The sequence below is a fragment of the Mesorhizobium sp. L103C105A0 genome (genome assembly GCF_000502215.1).
Taxonomy (GTDB): Bacteria; Pseudomonadota; Alphaproteobacteria; order Rhizobiales; family Rhizobiaceae; genus Mesorhizobium.
Genome location: NZ_AYXF01000004.1, coordinates 275,645 through 291,464 on the forward strand (window position 1 = coordinate 275,645; position 15,820 = coordinate 291,464).

At 64.1% G+C, this 15,820-nt stretch carries 11 protein-coding genes and 1 pseudogene; 5 read left to right on the forward strand and 7 right to left on the reverse strand.

Translation table 11 applies throughout. The annotated features are described in order from the left end of the window. Positions 1-85: 85 nt before the first annotated feature. Positions 86-1,151: pseudogene (locus X727_RS01000000164740) on the forward strand (adenosine kinase). A gap of 71 nt (positions 1,152-1,222) precedes the next feature. Here the strand turns inward: X727_RS01000000164740 and X727_RS149820 are convergent. The 3 genes from X727_RS149820 to X727_RS149810 form a co-directional block, all read right to left on the reverse strand. Continuing rightward, positions 1,223-2,296, reverse strand: a complete 1,074-nt coding sequence (locus X727_RS149820) for a sensor domain-containing diguanylate cyclase (RefSeq protein ID WP_023746643.1) — start codon at positions 2,294-2,296, stop codon at positions 1,223-1,225. A gap of 124 nt (positions 2,297-2,420) precedes the next feature. After that, complete coding sequence (locus tag X727_RS149815; protein WP_023834359.1) at positions 2,421-4,700, reverse strand: NADP-dependent malic enzyme; 2,280 nt, start codon at positions 4,698-4,700, stop codon at positions 2,421-2,423. Positions 4,701-4,842: 142 nt separating this feature from the next. Beyond that, on the reverse strand, positions 4,843-6,024 hold the full coding sequence (locus X727_RS149810) for a glycosyltransferase (RefSeq protein WP_031204289.1): 1,182 nt from the start codon (positions 6,022-6,024) through the stop codon (positions 4,843-4,845). A gap of 165 nt (positions 6,025-6,189) precedes the next feature. Here X727_RS149810 and mutS point away from each other — a divergent pair, with 165 nt between their 5' ends. The 3 genes from mutS (at position 6,190) to X727_RS149795 (ending at position 10,078) form a co-directional block, all read left to right on the forward strand. Further along, the gene (gene mutS, locus X727_RS149805) at positions 6,190-8,919 is read left to right on the forward strand and encodes a DNA mismatch repair protein MutS (RefSeq protein ID WP_023834361.1); all 2,730 of its coding nucleotides are present in this window, start codon (positions 6,190-6,192) and stop codon (positions 8,917-8,919) included. A gap of 73 nt (positions 8,920-8,992) precedes the next feature. After that, positions 8,993-9,457, forward strand: a complete 465-nt coding sequence (locus tag X727_RS149800) for a nuclear transport factor 2 family protein (RefSeq protein WP_023834362.1) — start codon at positions 8,993-8,995, stop codon at positions 9,455-9,457. Positions 9,458-9,523: 66 nt separating this feature from the next. Beyond that, positions 9,524-10,078 (forward strand): TetR/AcrR family transcriptional regulator, encoded by a 555-nt coding sequence (locus X727_RS149795; RefSeq protein WP_023834363.1) that lies wholly within the window; start codon positions 9,524-9,526, stop codon positions 10,076-10,078. A gap of 4 nt (positions 10,079-10,082) precedes the next feature. Here the strand turns inward: X727_RS149795 and X727_RS149790 are convergent, their stop codons facing one another. The 4 genes from X727_RS149790 to X727_RS149775 all read right to left on the reverse strand — a co-directional run bounded on the left by X727_RS149790 (position 10,083) and on the right by X727_RS149775 (position 14,772). Then, positions 10,083-10,841: an MBL fold metallo-hydrolase gene (locus tag X727_RS149790; RefSeq protein WP_023698948.1), complete on the reverse strand. Its 759-nt coding sequence runs from the start codon at positions 10,839-10,841 to the stop codon at positions 10,083-10,085. Positions 10,842-10,893: 52 nt separating this feature from the next. After that, positions 10,894-11,739 (reverse strand): aldo/keto reductase, encoded by an 846-nt coding sequence (locus tag X727_RS149785; RefSeq protein ID WP_023834365.1) that lies wholly within the window; start codon positions 11,737-11,739, stop codon positions 10,894-10,896. Between the two features lie 92 nt (positions 11,740-11,831). Beyond that, positions 11,832-12,215: a DUF305 domain-containing protein gene (locus X727_RS149780; protein WP_023685134.1), complete on the reverse strand. Its 384-nt coding sequence runs from the start codon at positions 12,213-12,215 to the stop codon at positions 11,832-11,834. Positions 12,216-12,258: 43 nt separating this feature from the next. Further along, a complete protein-coding gene (locus X727_RS149775; protein ID WP_023834366.1) occupies positions 12,259-14,772 on the reverse strand; it encodes a heavy metal translocating P-type ATPase in 2,514 nt (837 codons plus the stop codon). 176 nt (positions 14,773-14,948) lie between these two features. Here X727_RS149775 and X727_RS149770 point away from each other — a divergent pair, with 176 nt between their 5' ends. Further along, complete coding sequence (locus X727_RS149770) at positions 14,949-15,791, forward strand: glycosyltransferase family 25 protein (RefSeq protein ID WP_023834367.1); 843 nt, start codon at positions 14,949-14,951, stop codon at positions 15,789-15,791. Positions 15,792-15,820: the final 29 nt, after the last annotated feature.

The window sequence follows — 15,820 nt, forward strand, 5'->3', positions numbered from 1 at the left end:
GAAATCGGTTGCCATTTTTCGGGGTGATGCTGTAGACCCGCCCGGGCGCGGCAGAAAGCCGGCAGGTTCCGAGGCGGAGACATTGATGCCGGATTTTGACGTGCTTTGCATCGGCAATGCCATTGTCGACATCATCGCCCAGTGCGACGACGCTTTTCTCGAGACCAACGGCATCATCAAGGGTGCGATGAACCTCATCGACACCAAGCGCGCCGAGCTGCTCTACAGCCGCATGGGGCCGGCGATCGAGGCCTCGGGCGGCAGCGCCGGCAACACGGCGGCGGGCGTCGCCAGCTTCGGCGGCCGCGCCGCATTCTTCGGCAAGGTATCGAACGACCCGCTCGGCGAGATCTACGCCCATGACATCCATGCCCAGGGCGTTGCCTTCGACACTAGGCCGCTTGAGGGACAGCCGCCGACGGCGCGCTCGATGATATTCGTCACCCCCGATGGCGAGCGTTCGATGAACACCTATCTCGGCGCCTGCGTCGAACTCGGCCCGGAAGACGTCGAGGCCGACAAGGCATCCGGCGCCAAGGTTACCTATTTCGAGGGCTATCTGTGGGATCCGCCGCGCGCCAAGGAGGCGATCCGGCAGACGGCGAAGCTCGCACACGAGGCCGGGCGCGAAGTGTCGATGACGTTGTCGGATTCGTTCTGCGTCGACCGCTACCGGGACGAGTTCCTCGAGCTGATGCGCTCGGGCACTGTCGACATCGTCTTTGCCAACAGCCACGAGATCAAGTCGCTCTACCAGACAAAATCCTTCGACGAGGCGCTNTGTCGACATCGTCTTTGCCAACAGCCACGAGATCAAGTCGCTCTACCAGACAAAATCCTTCGACGAGGCGCTGGCGGCTATCCGCAAAGACTGCAAGATTGCCGCCGTCACCCGCTCCGAAAAAGGCTCAGTGATCGTGCGCGGCGACGAGACCGTCACCATTCAGGCGACGACGATCCGCGAACTGGTCGACACCACCGGCGCCGGCGACCTCTACGCCGCCGGCTTCCTCTACGGCTACACGACCGGACGCAGCCTGCAGGATTGCGGTGATCTCGGCTCGCTGGCAGCCGGGCTGGTGATCCAGCAGCTCGGGCCGCGGCCGCGGCAGAACCTGCGCAGCGCGGCCCAACTGGCGGGGTTGCTGTAGGGCCGTCTTTCGGCGCGCAGCGCCGAGCCAGATGAGGGGTCCCCGCCGGTTCAGGCTGTCCGGCGCTCCGCTCAGGCGGTGCGGCGAAGGTCGTCGGACGTAGGCCCGGGTTCCAAAGCCCCGGCGGTGACCAGCCGGTTCCGGCCGCTCTTTTTGCCGATGTACATCAGTCGGTCGGCGAGCGTTATCAGCGCCTCCGAATCGGACGCTTCCGCCGGGTAGATGGCGACGCCAACGGTGCAACCAACATGGATGGCACCATTCGGCGTCGGCACCTTGATCCGCAGCTTTTCCAGGATACGTTCGGCGACGCCCACGGCCTTCTGTCGGGCCCGGCTAGCCTCTCCTGAAAACAGGAATGCGAACTCGTCTCCACCGAGCCGCGCCACGAAATCAGCGCTGCGCAGGACGGTGCGAAGCTGACCCGCCACCTCATGCAGCAGCGCGTCGCCGGCCTCGTGGCCGAGCGTGTCGTTGACCTTCTTGAACCTATCGAGGTCGATGAACAGCAGGCCGGCCGCCTGGCCGGTGCTGTCGCAGCGGTCGATCACCGACCTCAGCTCGTTGTGAAAGGCGCGCCGGTTGGGCAGGCCGGTCAATGCATCGTGGTTGGCCGAGTGGTCGCTGTGCTGCTTGGCCAGCTCGATCTCGCGCTTTTGTACGGAGAGTTCCTCATTGGCGGCCTTGAGTTCGAGCAGCAGCTCGGCGTTGAGATCCTCGACGACCTTGCGGTCGCTGATGTCGACGACGAAACCTTCCAGGAATTCCAGTTCGCCGGCCTCGTCCCAGACGCCGCCGCCGATCTCGCGGACCCAGAGCGGCTCGCCGACCTGCGGCACGATGCGGTAGTCGACGTTCCAGTTGCAGCGCGCCTCGAGCGCGGTATCGACGGCGGCATAGACGGCAGCGAGATCATCCGGGTGGATGGCCGAGACATAGTCGCGCACGGCATTTTGAATGAAGTCGCTCGGCCGATAACCGCTGACGGTGAAAATGCCGTCGCTGATGTAGAGCATGGTGTAGGACGCATCGTTGCGGCAACGGTAGAGATAACCGTCCATGCGGCCGGTGATGCTGAGCAGCGCATCCAGGCGCTCGTCGTGATAGACCCCCTGGCCGACCACAGATGCCGTGTCATGCTTCATGGCCGCACCCCCGTTTTGGCGGTCTGAGCGCGCCGCCAATGCCATAAGGCCATAGGGGGCGAGAACGTTCCCTATAGCAGCCGAATATTATCAATCTCTTATGGGTTGGCTATTTTGCCGCCAATCAGGCTCCCGCGCTATAGGCCGCGATCGCAGCCATGTTGACGATGTCCGAATCCTTGGCGTTGAGCGAGACGATCTGGACCGGTTTGTTCAAGCCGACCAGCAGCGGGCCGATGACGGTGGAGCCGCCGAGTTCCTGCAGCATCTTGGTCGAGATCGAGGCCGAGTGGAACGCCGGCATGATCAGCACATTGGCCGGGCCGGTCAGGCGAATGAATGGATACTGCGCCATGGCGCGGGCATTGAGCGCAACGTCGGCGGCCATCTCGCCATCATACTCGAAATCGACGCGGCGCTTGTCGAGGATGCGTACCGCTTCCTGGACGCGTTCCGAGCGCTCGCCCTGCGGGTGGCCGAAGGTCGAATAGGCAAGCATGGCGAGCCTCGGCTCATAGCCCATGCGGCGGGCGAAGCCCGCCGCCTCCTCGGCGATATCGGCGATCTGCTCGGCATTGGGCATATCGTGCACGGCGGTGTCGGCGACGAGCACGGTCTTGCCCCGGGCGAGCACGATCGAGACGCCGATGACGCGGTGGCCGGGCTTGGCGTCGATGATGCGGCGGATGTCATCGAGCGCCGTCGAATAGTTTCGGGTCACGCCGGTGACGATGCCGTCGGCATCGCCCAGCGCCACCATGCAGGCGGCGAAGTGGTTGCGGTCGTTGTTGATCAGGCGCTGGCAGTCGCGGAACAGGAAGCCTTTGCGCTGCATGCGCTCGTAGAGATAATCGGTGTAGATTGCGTTGCGGCGCGAAAGCCTGGCATTGATGATCTCGATGCCTTGCTTGTTCAGGTCGATGCCGGCGTGCCTGGCGTTTTCCTTGATGACGTCGTCGCGGCCAAGCAGGATCGCGGTGCCGAGCTTCTGGTTCACATAGGATACGGCGGCGCGCATCACCTGTTCTTCCTCGCCCTCGGCAAAGACGATGCGCTTGGGCTGGCGGCGGACGCGATCGTAGATGCGCTGCAAGGTCGAGGCGATCGGGTCGCGGCGGGCCGACAGCTCCTGCGCGTAGCGGTCGAGGTCGAGGATAGGCTTGCGGGCGACGCCTGACTCCATCGCCGCCTTGGCCACAGCGAGCGGGATGGCCGAGATCAGGCGCGGATCGAACGGCACCGGGATGATGTAGTTGGGGCCGAATTTCGGCCGGTTGCCCTGATAGGCGGCGGCGACATCGTCGGGCACGTCCTTGCGCGCCAGGTCGGCCAGCGCTCTCGCTGCGGCGATCTTCATGTCGTCATTGATGGTGGTGGCCCTGACATCCAGCGCACCGCGGAAGATGTAGGGGAAGCCCAGCACATTGTTGACCTGGTTGGGGTAGTCGGAACGCCCGGTGGCCATGATGGCATCGGTGCGGATTTCGGCCACTTCCTCCGGCGTGATCTCCGGGTCGGGATTGGCCATGGCGAAGATGATCGGGTTCTTGGCCATCGACTGCACCATCTTGGTGGTCAATGCGCCCTTGGCCGACAGGCCGAGGAAGACGTCGGCGCCGTCCAGCGCCTCGGCCAGGCTGCGCGTGTCGGTCTTGACCGCATGCGCCGACTTCCACTGGTTCATGCCTTCGGTGCGGCCCTGGTAGACGACGCCCTTGGTGTCGCACAGGATGATGTTCTCGGGCGCAAACCCCATCGCCTTCATCAGTTCGATGCAGGCGATACCGGCGGCGCCGGCGCCGTTGCAGACCATTTTCGTGGTCTTCATGTCGCGGCCGGTGATCTCCAGCGCGTTGATCAGCCCGGCGGCCGAGATGATGGCGGTGCCGTGCTGGTCGTCGTGGAAGACCGGGATGTCCATCAATTCACGCAGGCGCTGCTCGATGATGAAGCATTCCGGCGCCTTGATGTCTTCCAGGTTGATGCCGCCGAAGGACGGGCCGAGAAAGCGCACGCAGTTGATGAATTCGTCGGCATCCTCGGTGTCGACCTCGAGGTCGATGGAATCGACATCGGCGAAGCGCTTGAACAACACCGCCTTGCCTTCCATCACCGGCTTGGAGGCCAACGCGCCGAGATTGCCGAGGCCGAGAATGGCGGTGCCGTTGGAGATGACGGCGACCATGTTGCCGCGCGTCGTGTAGTCGAAAGCGCGGCTGGGGTCTTCGGCAATGGCCAGCACAGGAACCGCGACACCCGGCGAATAGGCGAGGCTCAGATCGCGCTGCGTCGCCATCGGCTTGGTGGCGACGATCTCCAGCTTGCCGGGGCGGCCCATGGCGTGGAATTCCAGCGCCTCCTCGGCGCTGACGGAGGGGCCGCTATTTTCGGTTTTCTTGGCCATGATGCTTTTGATTTCCTCGCCGGTGTCGCCCCCTTGAGACGGGTGCGTGTTTTTGAAACTTCTGGATCAAGGCTACACGCCACCGCTGTAAATCGCCAAGCGATCTTCACGCCCGCAGCGAATCTCCCGAAGTCGAACGGCGTCACGTCGGCTCTGGCTCGCTGACGAAGGCAGCGATTTCGCGCACCGTTCCCCGCCGCATCAAGCCGTCTGTGCCGGGGAAAGGCCACGTCTCGATGGGTGGCGCACGGCTTCCCTTGCGCCGCAGCAATGCAGTCAGGAACGCCATGAGTTCGATGCGCTGGGCGTGAACCTTCTCCAGCGTGCGGCGGCGGATCTGCTGACGCGGTATGGCACGATCTCGCAGCGTCTCGACGGCGCGGCGAATGGCAGCCGGTTCCGGATCGGCGACGATGCAATAATCCGGATCGAAATAGACGTCGCGACCGCCAAGGCTCGGCGTACTGACGATCGGCAGGCCGGCCATCAGATATTCCATCGAGGAGTACATCGCTCCTTCCACGGCCGACAGGCACAGCCCGACGGCGGCCTGGTTGTAGACGTGGTTGACCTGTTGCGCCGTCAGCTTGCCCGGCCAGCCGTCGACGAGCGGATTGGCGATCTGGTGGAGCGGCGAACGCGCCTGCAGTCGCCGAACAAAGGCGCGGGCGGCAACCGGCGGCAATTCGCCGATCGAATAGGTGATGTGGGCCAGCCGCTCTATGTCGAAGGCCAGGTGATGGCGTTTGATCGGCGAGATGCGGCCATTGTAGACCGCGTCGAATTCGACCGGCACGTCCGGCAGCTGCCGGAATATATCCTCCGACACCATCAGATTGTGGTTGGAGAAGATGGCATTGCCGCCCGCAGCCGCGACGAGACGGCGCTCTTCCTCGGTGTTGCACAGGAAGATGATTTCGTGCAGCGGAAACCGGCCGGCATACCAGGCGAGATCGCGGCCCATCCGGGCGATGACAGCCGGCCGCTCCATGGTCCAGGTCTGCATCGTCAGGAAGGTGACGCGCCGTCCCGCCAGGCGCCGGCCAAGGGCCGCCAGCGGATAGAGCGGACGGGCTCCGCCAATCGGGACATAGAGCACCAGCGGGTCGCGGCTGAGCACATGCAGCGACATCTCGATGCCGCTATCGAGATCGGACAGCGGTCCCCGTGTCGGCAGGAGGAAGGGGACGCGCTTGCGCACTGTCCCCCTAAGCTTGCTTTTGGTGCGGTGGACGCGCCGCGCCGCCAACAGCAGCAGGCGCTCAAGCGCCGATCCAGCCGGACCGACCAGCTCTTCGAACGCCTCCTGTTTGTCCTGATCCATGCCGCTTATCCCCGCCATGGCGATCATAGGGTCTGGTTGGCGCCCGAAGCAACCAACGGCTTCACCCGGCGTAGAGGGAGCACAAGCCGCCGTCGAGGCCGGTCGTCCCCTGCTTTTCGGGCCGCCGGCATTAAACCCCGCACCCACATCTGCTAGCGTGCGGGGATGAACATGCACACTTCAGCAGAAACCGACGCCCCCGAGGTGACACCGCCTGCGCCCGTCGGCAGCGTCACGCCGATGATGGAGCAATATATCGAGATCAAGGCGGCGAACCCGGATTCTCTGCTGTTCTACCGCATGGGCGATTTCTACGAGCTGTTCTTCGACGACGCCGAGAAGGCGAGCAAGGCGCTGGGCATCGTCCTGACCAAGCGCGGCAAGCACCAGGGTAACGACATTCCGATGTGCGGCGTGCCGGTGCATGCGGCCGACGACTATCTGCAAAAGCTGATCGGCCAGGGTTTTCGCGTTGCCGTCTGCGAGCAGATCGAGGACCCGGCGGAAGCCAGGAAGCGCGGCGGCAAATCGGTCGTACGCCGTGACGTGGTGCGCCTGGTGACGCCAGGCACCATCACCGAGGATAAATTGCTGGCGCCGTCGGAATCGAGCTTCCTGATGGCGCTAGGGCGGGTGAAGGGCGGCAACAGCGGTGACGCCTTCGCCATGGCCTGGATCGAGATCTCGACCGGCGTCTTCCGCGTCGCCGAAACCACGGCCGACCGCCTGCTGGCCGATGTCTTCCGCGTCGACCCGCGCGAGCTGATCGTCGCCGAGCCGGTGTTTTACGATCCCGAGCTGAAGCCGGTGTTCGACGTCATTGGCCGCGTTGCCAGCCCGCAGCCGCCGTCGCTTTTCGATTCGGCTTCGGCAGCGGGGCGGATCGCGCGTTTCTTCGAAGTGGCGACGCCGGACAGTTTCGGCGCCTTCTCGCGCGCCGAATTGTCGGCGATCTCGGGCGCCATCGCCTATGTCGAAAAGACGCAGAAGGCCGAGCGGCCGCCTTTGTCGCGTCCCGAACGCGAGGAGCAGGGCTCGACGCTGTTCATCGATCCTGCGACACGCGGCAATCTGGAACTGTTGCGCACGCTGTCGGGCAGCCGCGACGGCTCGCTGTTCAAGGCTATAGACCGCACGGTCACCGGCGGCGGCGCCAGGCTGCTCGCCGACCGGCTGATGGCGCCGCTGACTGACCCGGCGGCGATCGGCGCCAGGCTCGATTCTGTGTCGTTCTTCCGTGCGGAGACGCAGCTTTGCCAGGCGGTGCGGTCAGGCCTGAAGAGCGTCGCCGACATGCCGCGGGCGCTGTCGCGGCTGGCGCTCAACCGCGGCGGCCCGCGCGATCTCGGCGCGCTGCGTGCCGGCTTCGAAGCGGCGGCCACCATTGCCGAACTGTTCGGAACGGCCGTCCTGCCCGCGGAGCTGACAGCGGCACTTGCCGCGATAAAGGCGCTGCCGCGTGCGCTGGCCAAGCATCTGGCCCAGGCTCTTGGCGAGGAACTGCCGCTGCTCAGGCGCGACGGCGGCTTCGTGCGCGGCGGCTACCATGCCGAGCTCGACGAAATGCGGGCGCTGCGCGACGAATCGCGCAAGGTGATCGCCGGACTGGAGCGCTCGCTGATCGAGGAGACCGGCATCCGCTCGCTGAAAATCCGGCACAACAATGTGCTGGGCTATTACATCGAGGTGACGGCCAACCACCATTCAATCATGACCGGAAGCGACGGCGCCAAGGCGCGCTTCATCCACCGCCAGACCATGGCCAACGCCATGCGTTTCACCACGACCGAACTTGCCGAACTCGAGACCAAAATCGCCAATGCCGCCGACCGGGCGCTGAGCATCGAGCTTGCCGCTTTCGACACGCTGACGACAGAGGCGGTCGCCGAGGCGCAAAAAATTCGCGCCGGCGCCGATGCGCTTGCCGTACTTGACGTGTCGGCGGCGCTCGCGCTGTTGTCGGAGAGTGAAGCCTGGTGTCGGCCGCTGGTCGATTCCAGCCTCGCCTTCGATATCTCGGGCGGACGCCATCCGGTGGTGGAACAGGCGCTGCGGCGCTCGGGCGAAGGGCCGTTCGTCGCCAATGATTGCGATCTGTCGCCGCAAGACGGGGCCAAGGCCGGCGCGATCTGGCTGCTCACCGGTCCGAATATGGGCGGTAAGTCGACCTTCCTGCGGCAAAACGCACTGATCGCCATCCTCGCCCAAACCGGTTCCTTCGTGCCGGCGACGTCGGCCCATATCGGCGTTGTCGACCGGCTGTTCTCGCGGGTCGGCGCCTCGGACGATCTGGCGCGCGGCCGTTCGACCTTCATGGTCGAGATGGTAGAGACGGCGGCGATCCTCAACCAGGCCGGCGAACGGGCGCTGGTGATCCTGGACGAGATCGGTCGCGGCACCGCCACGTTCGATGGCCTGTCGATCGCCTGGGCGGCAGTCGAGTATCTGCACGAGAAGAACCGCTGCCGGGCGATCTTCGCCACTCATTTCCACGAAATGACGGCACTCTCCGGCAAGCTGCCGCGACTGCACAATGTCACGATGCGGGTTAAGGAGTGGGAAGGCGACGTGGTCTTCCTGCACGAGGTCGGCAAGGGTGCCGCCGATCGCTCCTATGGCGTTCAGGTCGCTCGCCTTGCCGGTCTGCCGGAAGCGGTGGTCGGCCGGGCCAAAGAGGTGCTGCATCAGCTCGAGGAAGGCGATGTCTCCGGCAAGGCCAACCGGCTGGTCGACGATCTGCCGCTGTTTTCGGTGGCAATGAAGCGGGAAGCGGCAAAGCCTGCGAAGAGCGACGCATTGGGCGCAGCGCTGGGTGAGATCAATCCAGACGAGATGACGCCGCGCGAGGCGCTGGAAGCGCTCTACCGGCTGAAGGGGCTGGCGGGGAAAACCTAGTCCGATTTCAGCCTTGACCAATTGTACCGTTTGGTACAATGCTCGCCATCGCCTTTGCCGATGGGAGAGTGACATGAGCCGTCCGCCGCTGCCGCCCTTCACCGCCGAGACCGCCGCGCAGAAGGCGCGCATGGCCGAAGACGCCTGGAACAGCCGCGATCCCGAACGGGTTTCGCTCGCCTATACGCAAGACAGCACCTGGCGCAACCGCGCCGAGTTCGTCTCGGGCAGAAATGAGATCGTCTCCTTCCTCACGCGCAAATGGGCGCGCGAGCTGGACTACCGGCTGATCAAGGAGGTCTGGACCTGGAACGACAACCGCATCGCGGTGCGCTTTGCCTATGAATGGCGCGACAACAGTGGCCACTGGTTCCGCTCCTACGGCAATGAGAATTGGGAATTTGACGCGGATGGACTGATGCGTAGGCGCGTCGCCAGCATCAACGACCTGCCGATCGCTGAGGGTGAGCGCAAATATCACTGGCCGCTCGGCCGCCGGCCTGACGACCATCCCGGCCTGACCGAACTCGGACTTTAGAGTGTGATCCCTAGAACTGTGTCGCGGTTTTCGGCAAAGATCATGCTCAAGCGGAAAAACTAGCGCATGCGCAGGATCGCGCCCGATCGCGCCGATTTGCTCTCCATCATCGGCGAGGTTTTCCGCGAACACGGCTATGAAGGGGCGAGCCTGGCGCGGATCGGTGCGGCGACCGGCCTAGGCAAAGGCAGCCTTTACCACTTCTTCCCCGGCGGCAAGGAAGAGATGGCGGCGGCTGTCATTGCCCATATAGATGGCTGGTTCGAGGAGAATGTCTTCGTGCCGTTGCAGGACAGGGCCTACCCTCGCACGGGCATCGATCGGATGTTCGAAGCGGCCGACAGCTATTTCCGCTCGGGACGCCGGGTGTGCCTCATCGGCGCCTTCGCGCTGGACGAATCCCGCGACCTCTTCGCCATTGCGATCAAAAGCTATTTCGGCCGCTGGGTGGCGCATCTTGCCGAAGCGCTGACCCGAAGCGGGCACAGCGCTGACAGGGCGGACGAACTCGCCGAAGAAGCGGTCGGCGCCATCCAGGGCGCGCTCACGCTGGCACGCGCCTTCGACGACACCGCAGTGTTTTCGCGCGCGTTGCGACGGGCGCGGGCGGCGCTCGGCTAGAGTGCTACAAGGGCTCGAAGCGGAAAGCCGTCTCGGTTCGAAAAACCCGGCCGACGCCGGGCGAATCAAGATGCGCGCCGGCGACGTAGCAGTCGTTGTTGGCCGCAAGCGCCAGCATTTGCAACCGGCTTGCCCTCGCCTGCTGCTGGTCTGCGTCGAATTCCCACGTGATCTCGGGTCGATCGAATTGAAGCGACGGCACATGTACGATGTCGCCCCAGATCAACAGTGTTTCGCCTGCGCTCACAACGCGAAAGCAAGTGTGGCCGGCTTCATGGCCAGCGGAGCCGATCGTATCGATGTCAGCGCTGACGCGCTGTCCAGCATCGAGAGGCTGGGCGCGATCGTGGAAGCGTTCCAGCCTCGCCACGTCGCGAAACATGCCGAGCTCAGCGCGCGGGACAAGCAGGCGAGAGAGCTGCGGGAAGCCGTCGCCACCATCGGCAAGGATGAGCCCGTGTATATGGTCGAGATGGGTGTGGGTGAAAGCAACAGTCCGAATCCGGTCGGTGGCGATCTTCGCCTCGCGCAGCGCCTCGGGCAGGTGCCCCATTGTCGGGTGCCAGGCGTTCGAAGCCCCTGTGTCGATCAGCGTGATGTCGTCTCCGTCATCGATGGCGAAGGCGTTGACCGACAGCCTGAGCGCACCGTCGACGAGCGGTACATGCGAGGGCAGGTTGTCACCGAATGTCCGGTCTCCGGGCTGGCGCAGCCGCCTGATTGGCATGTCGACGTAACCGTCGCGCAGCGACGTGACCGTCATGGCTCCGACTCTATACGCCGTATGATGATACCCGGTCGAAACCCGTTCCAATCTAGATCATCTCCAGCCCGCGCTTGCGCGTCGGCGGTGGAAAGGCGCGGTCGAGTTCGACGAGGTCTTCGGCCGTCAGCTCGATGTCGAGCGCGGCAAAATTCTGGCGGACATGCTCCTGGCTACTCGCCTTCGGGATGGCGATGACACCGGGCTGCGCCATCACCCAGGCCAAGGCGATCTGTGCCGGCGTTGCGTTGTGGCGGGCGGCAACGGTTTCCAGCCGGGGATTACGCGCCAGCGCGCCCTGCTCGACCGGCGAATAGGCCATCAGCGGGATGCCGCGCTGCCGGCTCCACGGTGCGAGATCGAATTCGGGGCCGCGCCGCGACAGATTGTAGAGTACCTGGTTGGTCTGGACATGATCTCCAGACGACAGGCCGGTCAGCTCCTCCATTTCGTCGGTGTCGAAATTGCTGACGCCCCAGTGACGGATCTTGCCGGCCTTCTTCAACGCCTCGAAAGCGTCGACCGTTTCGCCTAGAGGCACACTGCCCGGCCAATGCAGGAGATAGAGATCGATGCGGTCGGTGCGCAGGCGCTTCAAGCTGTTTTCGCAGGCCCGCGCCACGCCGGCGCGCGAGGCATTGGACGGCAATACCTTGGAGACAAGAAAGAGTTCGTCGCGGCGCCCGGCAATGGCTTCCGCCACCACCTCCTCGGCGCCGCCGCTGGCATACATTTCAGCGGTGTCGATCAACGTCATGCCGAGGTCCAGCCCGAGCTTCAGGGCATTGACCTCCCCGGCGCGGCGGCGGGAATCCTCGCCCATCTTCCATGTGCCCTGTCCCAGCACCTGGACGGCCTCGCCCGAAGGCAGCGTGGTGGCTCTTATCGTCGATGGCATGTGGGCTCCTGGCGCCGTGTAATCGATGTGAATGGCATCACAACCACGGAGAGAAATCCAGAATGGATCTCTCCGGCATGGCCGTTGCTGCCTTACTTCGCCGGATGGGCGGCGAGCCAGGCCTGCATCTTGGCGATCTCGGCTTCCTGCGCGGCGATGACATCTTCGGCCAGCTTGCGGATTTCGGGATCCTTGCCATTGGCGAGTTCCACCTTGGCCATGTCGATCGCGCCCCGATGATGCGGGATCATGCCGCGCACGAAATCGACATCGGCATTGCCGGAATATTCGATCATCATGTCGGTGTGCATCTTGTCCATCGCCGCCTTGTAGCCGTCGGTCGAAGGACCTTGCGCGCCCATAGCGCCCATGTCGTGTTTCATCTCTTCGGATTGCGCCGGGACGCTTTCGAGGAAAACGGCAAGCAGCATTCCCGCCGCCATCATCAAAAGCACGATTTTCTTAGCCAAGGTCATCCGTGATCTCCTGTTGATTGAAATTCGTATCTGGGGGCTTTGCTCAGAGTTTCAACGTCCGCAGCCGCAATGCGTTGGCGACGACCGAAACCGAAGACAGGCTCATGGCCGCCGCCGCCAGCATCGGCGACAAAAGCGTGCCGGTGAGCGGATAGAGCACGCCGGCAGCAACCGGCACGCCAAGCACATTGTAGAGGAAGGCGAAAAACAGATTCTGGCGGATGTTGCGGATCGTCCCCTGGGCGAGCGTTCGCGCCCTGACGATGCCGTTGAGATCGCCCTTGACCAGCGTAATGCCGGCGCTCTCGACAGCGACATCGGCGCCGGTGCCCATGGCGATGCCGACATCGGCGCTGGCCAGGGCCGGCGCATCGTTGACGCCGTCGCCGGCCATGGCGACGCCGGCACCTTTCGCACGCAACTCCTCGACAAGGGCTGCCTTTTGTTCCGGCAGCAGGCCGGCGCGCACCTCGTCGATACCAAGGCTTTTGGCGATGGCGCGCGCCGTGCGCTCATTGTCGCCGGTCGCCATGATGATCCGCAACCCTCTGTCGTGCAGCGCCCTGATCGCCTCGGCTGTCGTTGCCTTGACCGGATCGGCGACCGCGACAATGCCGGCCAGTCTTTTGTCCACCGCAACGAACATCGCCGTCTTGCCCTCGGCCTGCAGCGCCTCAGCTTTCGCCGAAAGGGAAGCGGTGTCCATGCCCACGTCGGCCATCATGGCGGCGTTGCCGAGAGAAACCTTCCTGCCAGACACCGTGCCGGATACGCCCTTGCCGGTGACGGCGTCGAAGCCGCTGGCCTCGATGAGCGTCAGCCCGCGTTCGCCGGCGCCGCCGACAATGGCCTCGGCCAGCGGATGCTCCGAGCCTTTTTCCAGCCCGGCGGCGAGCGCCAGCAACTCATTCTCGGACAGGCCGTCGGCAGCGACGACATCGGTCAAGCGAGGCTTGCCTTCGGTCAAGGTGCCGGTCTTGTCGACGATCAACGTGTCGACCGAAGCGAAGCGCTCGAGCGCGGCCGCGTCCTTGATCAGCACGCCCGCGTGCGCCCCGCGCCCGGTGGCGGTCATGATCGACATCGGCGTCGCCAGGCCGAGCGCGCAAGGGCAGGCGATGATCAGCACCGAGACCGCCGAGACGATGGCAAAGATCAAGCTGGGTTCGGGACCGAAGATCGCCCAGGCGGCAAAGGCCGCGAGCGCGACCAGCACGACGGCCGGCACGAAGTAGAAGGAGACGCGATCGGCTAAACCTTGAATCGGCGCGCGCGAACGCTGCGCCTTTGCGACCAGCTCGACGATGCGCGAAAGCGTCGTTTCGGAGCCGACCTTTTCGGCGCGCATGATCAGCGAACCGTTCTTGTTGAGCGTGCCGCCGGTCAAGGCATCGCCTTTCGTTTTTTCGACCGGCAGCGGCTCGCCCGAGATCATCGATTCGTCGATGGAGGAACGGCCTTCCGTTACAGTGCCGTCGACCGGCACGGCGTCGCCCGGACGGAGGCGCAGGTGGTCGCCGGTCTTGACCGCAACGAGCGGCACGTCGGTGTCGGAGCCGTCCTCCCCGATCAGCCGTGCCGTCTTCGGCGCCAGGTCGAGCAGCGCACGGATGGCCGAGCCGGTCTTTTCGCGCGCCCGCAATTCGAGCACCTGACCGAGGAATACCAGCGCGACGATGACGGCGGCTGCCTCGAAATAGACCGGCACTGTGCCGCCATGACCGCGGAACTGGTGTGGAAAAATGTCCGGGAACAGAGTGGCCGCCACGCTGTAGAGATAGGCAGCGCCGACACCGAGCGAAATCAGCGTCCACATATTGGGGCTGCGGTTGACCAGCGACTCCCAGCCTCGGTGGAAGAACGGGAAGGCCGCCCACAGCACGACGGGGCTGGCCAGCGCCAATTCCAGCCAGACCATCGTTCGCCCGTCGACAAACGCCTGGAACGTCAGGCCGAGCATCGGCGCCATGGCAACGATCAGCAGCGGCAGGGACAGCACCGCGCTGACCCAGAACCGTCTGGTGAAGTCTACCAGTTCGGGGTTCGGGCCCTCATCGCCAGTGGGAACGCCCATCGGCTCAAGCGCCATGCCGCAGATCGGGCAGGAGCCGGGCTTGTCTCTTATCACTTCGGGATGCATCGGGCAGGTGTATTGCGTGCCTTTCCGCACTGGCGACGGCGTCGGCCTGTCACCGAGATAGTTTTGCGGCTCGGCCTCGAACTTCGCCCGGCAGCCGGCCGAGCAGAAATAGAAACCCTGGCCTTCGTGGCGGAAAAAATGCCTGGCGGTAGCGCGGTCGACACTCATGCCACAGACGGGGTCGGTGGCGGTCAGGTATTTTTCGGGCCCGGCGACGAATTTCGTACGGCAACCCTCGCTGCAGAAGTGAAAGAGACGGCCGCCATGCTCGGCCGTCGGCTTACCGGCTGCCGGATCGACGCTCATGCCGCAGACCGGATCGCGCACCACTGCTTCGGCGGCCGGCTCAGCAGCCTTTGCCGTACAGCAGTTGCCATCGGCCGCGTGCGCGTGGTGGTGATGCTCGGAATGCGCCATCGAAAAGTGCCTTATATCTGTCTGGGTGAGGAGGTAGTGCTTCCAGTAACTGGAAGGTCAAGGGGCGATTTCCACTTTTCGATCGTGGCCGTCATCGCGCACATCGAGGGAAAATCGCTTACGCAACTTTGTTCCCATGCTATGGACGCGCGTCCCACTGCATCGATCCCACCCAAATGAAATGCCTGATTATCAATCTCGATCGGTCCCGCGATCGCCTCGCCCATCTAACGGCGGAGTTCGCGCGCATCGGCATCGCCTTCGAGCGGGTCGCCGCCATCGATGCGCGAGATCGGCCGGATCTGGCCGAAATGCCGCAGGGCAAGAAGCATTTGCGCCTGGCCGACGCCGAGATTGCCTGCCTGCTCAGCCACCAACAGTGTTGGTCGATGATCGCGACAGGTGAGGATGCTTACGCGGCGATTTTCGAGGACGATGTCGTTTTCCCGGACAAAGCCGGCGCTTTGCTTGCCGATGCGGGCTGGATTCCCGCCGATGCGGACATCGTCAAGTTGGAAACGTTCTTCAACCGGACCGTAATTTCACGCAAGCAAGTTGCCTGCGGCCACGGTTTTTCTGCGAGCAGACTGCACGGGCTCCATATCGGTACGGCGGGATACATCCTGTCCAGACAGGCCGCGCGGGACCTTCTTGCGGCAACGAAGGAGATCAGCATTCCCGTCGATCACCTCATCTTCAATCCGCGTTTTGCTACCTCGTCCGACAAGGTCATTTACCAACTCGTCCCAGCATTGTGCCTGCAGGCACAATTCCTCGGCGACAGTCCGGTGAGATTGCCAAGCCTGCTCAAGCAGGAGCGAACAGAGGAATGGGTGGCAAGCGGGATAGGTAAACGGCGCCCCAGGCCAATCACCGCCAAGGTAAGGATCGAGACCAGGCGGTTGACGCGGCAGATCGCCGATCTCTTCCGGCTCCGGCGCGAGATGATCATCCCTTTCTGGTATCGCGGCCGACGCGTCCGTCCGCCCCATACACAGCGCCGTGAAAACGCGCTATAGACGCCGCGCAAAGGCGAGGCCCACCGGCA

Coding starts and splice junctions, on each gene's coding strand:
- X727_RS149810 (WP_031204289.1), bottom strand. CDS start 6,024: ATGGATCAGGACAAACAGGAGGCGTTCGAAGAGCTGGTCGGTCCGGCT.
- X727_RS149780 (WP_023685134.1), bottom strand. CDS start 12,215: ATGACCTTGGCTAAGAAAATCGTGCTTTTGATGATGGCGGCGGGAATG.
- X727_RS149790 (WP_023698948.1), bottom strand. CDS start 10,841: ATGACGGTCACGTCGCTGCGCGACGGTTACGTCGACATGCCAATCAGG.
- X727_RS149815 (WP_023834359.1), bottom strand. CDS start 4,700: ATGGCCAAGAAAACCGAAAATAGCGGCCCCTCCGTCAGCGCCGAGGAG.
- X727_RS149795 (WP_023834363.1), top strand. CDS start 9,524: ATGCGCAGGATCGCGCCCGATCGCGCCGATTTGCTCTCCATCATCGGC.
- X727_RS149785 (WP_023834365.1), bottom strand. CDS start 11,739: ATGCCATCGACGATAAGAGCCACCACGCTGCCTTCGGGCGAGGCCGTC.
- X727_RS149770 (WP_023834367.1), top strand. CDS start 14,949: ATGAAATGCCTGATTATCAATCTCGATCGGTCCCGCGATCGCCTCGCC.
- mutS (WP_023834361.1), top strand. CDS start 6,190: ATGAACATGCACACTTCAGCAGAAACCGACGCCCCCGAGGTGACACCG.
- X727_RS149775 (WP_023834366.1), bottom strand. CDS start 14,772: ATGGCGCATTCCGAGCATCACCACCACGCGCACGCGGCCGATGGCAAC.
- X727_RS149800 (WP_023834362.1), top strand. CDS start 8,993: ATGAGCCGTCCGCCGCTGCCGCCCTTCACCGCCGAGACCGCCGCGCAG.
- X727_RS149820 (WP_023746643.1), bottom strand. CDS start 2,296: ATGAAGCATGACACGGCATCTGTGGTCGGCCAGGGGGTCTATCACGAC.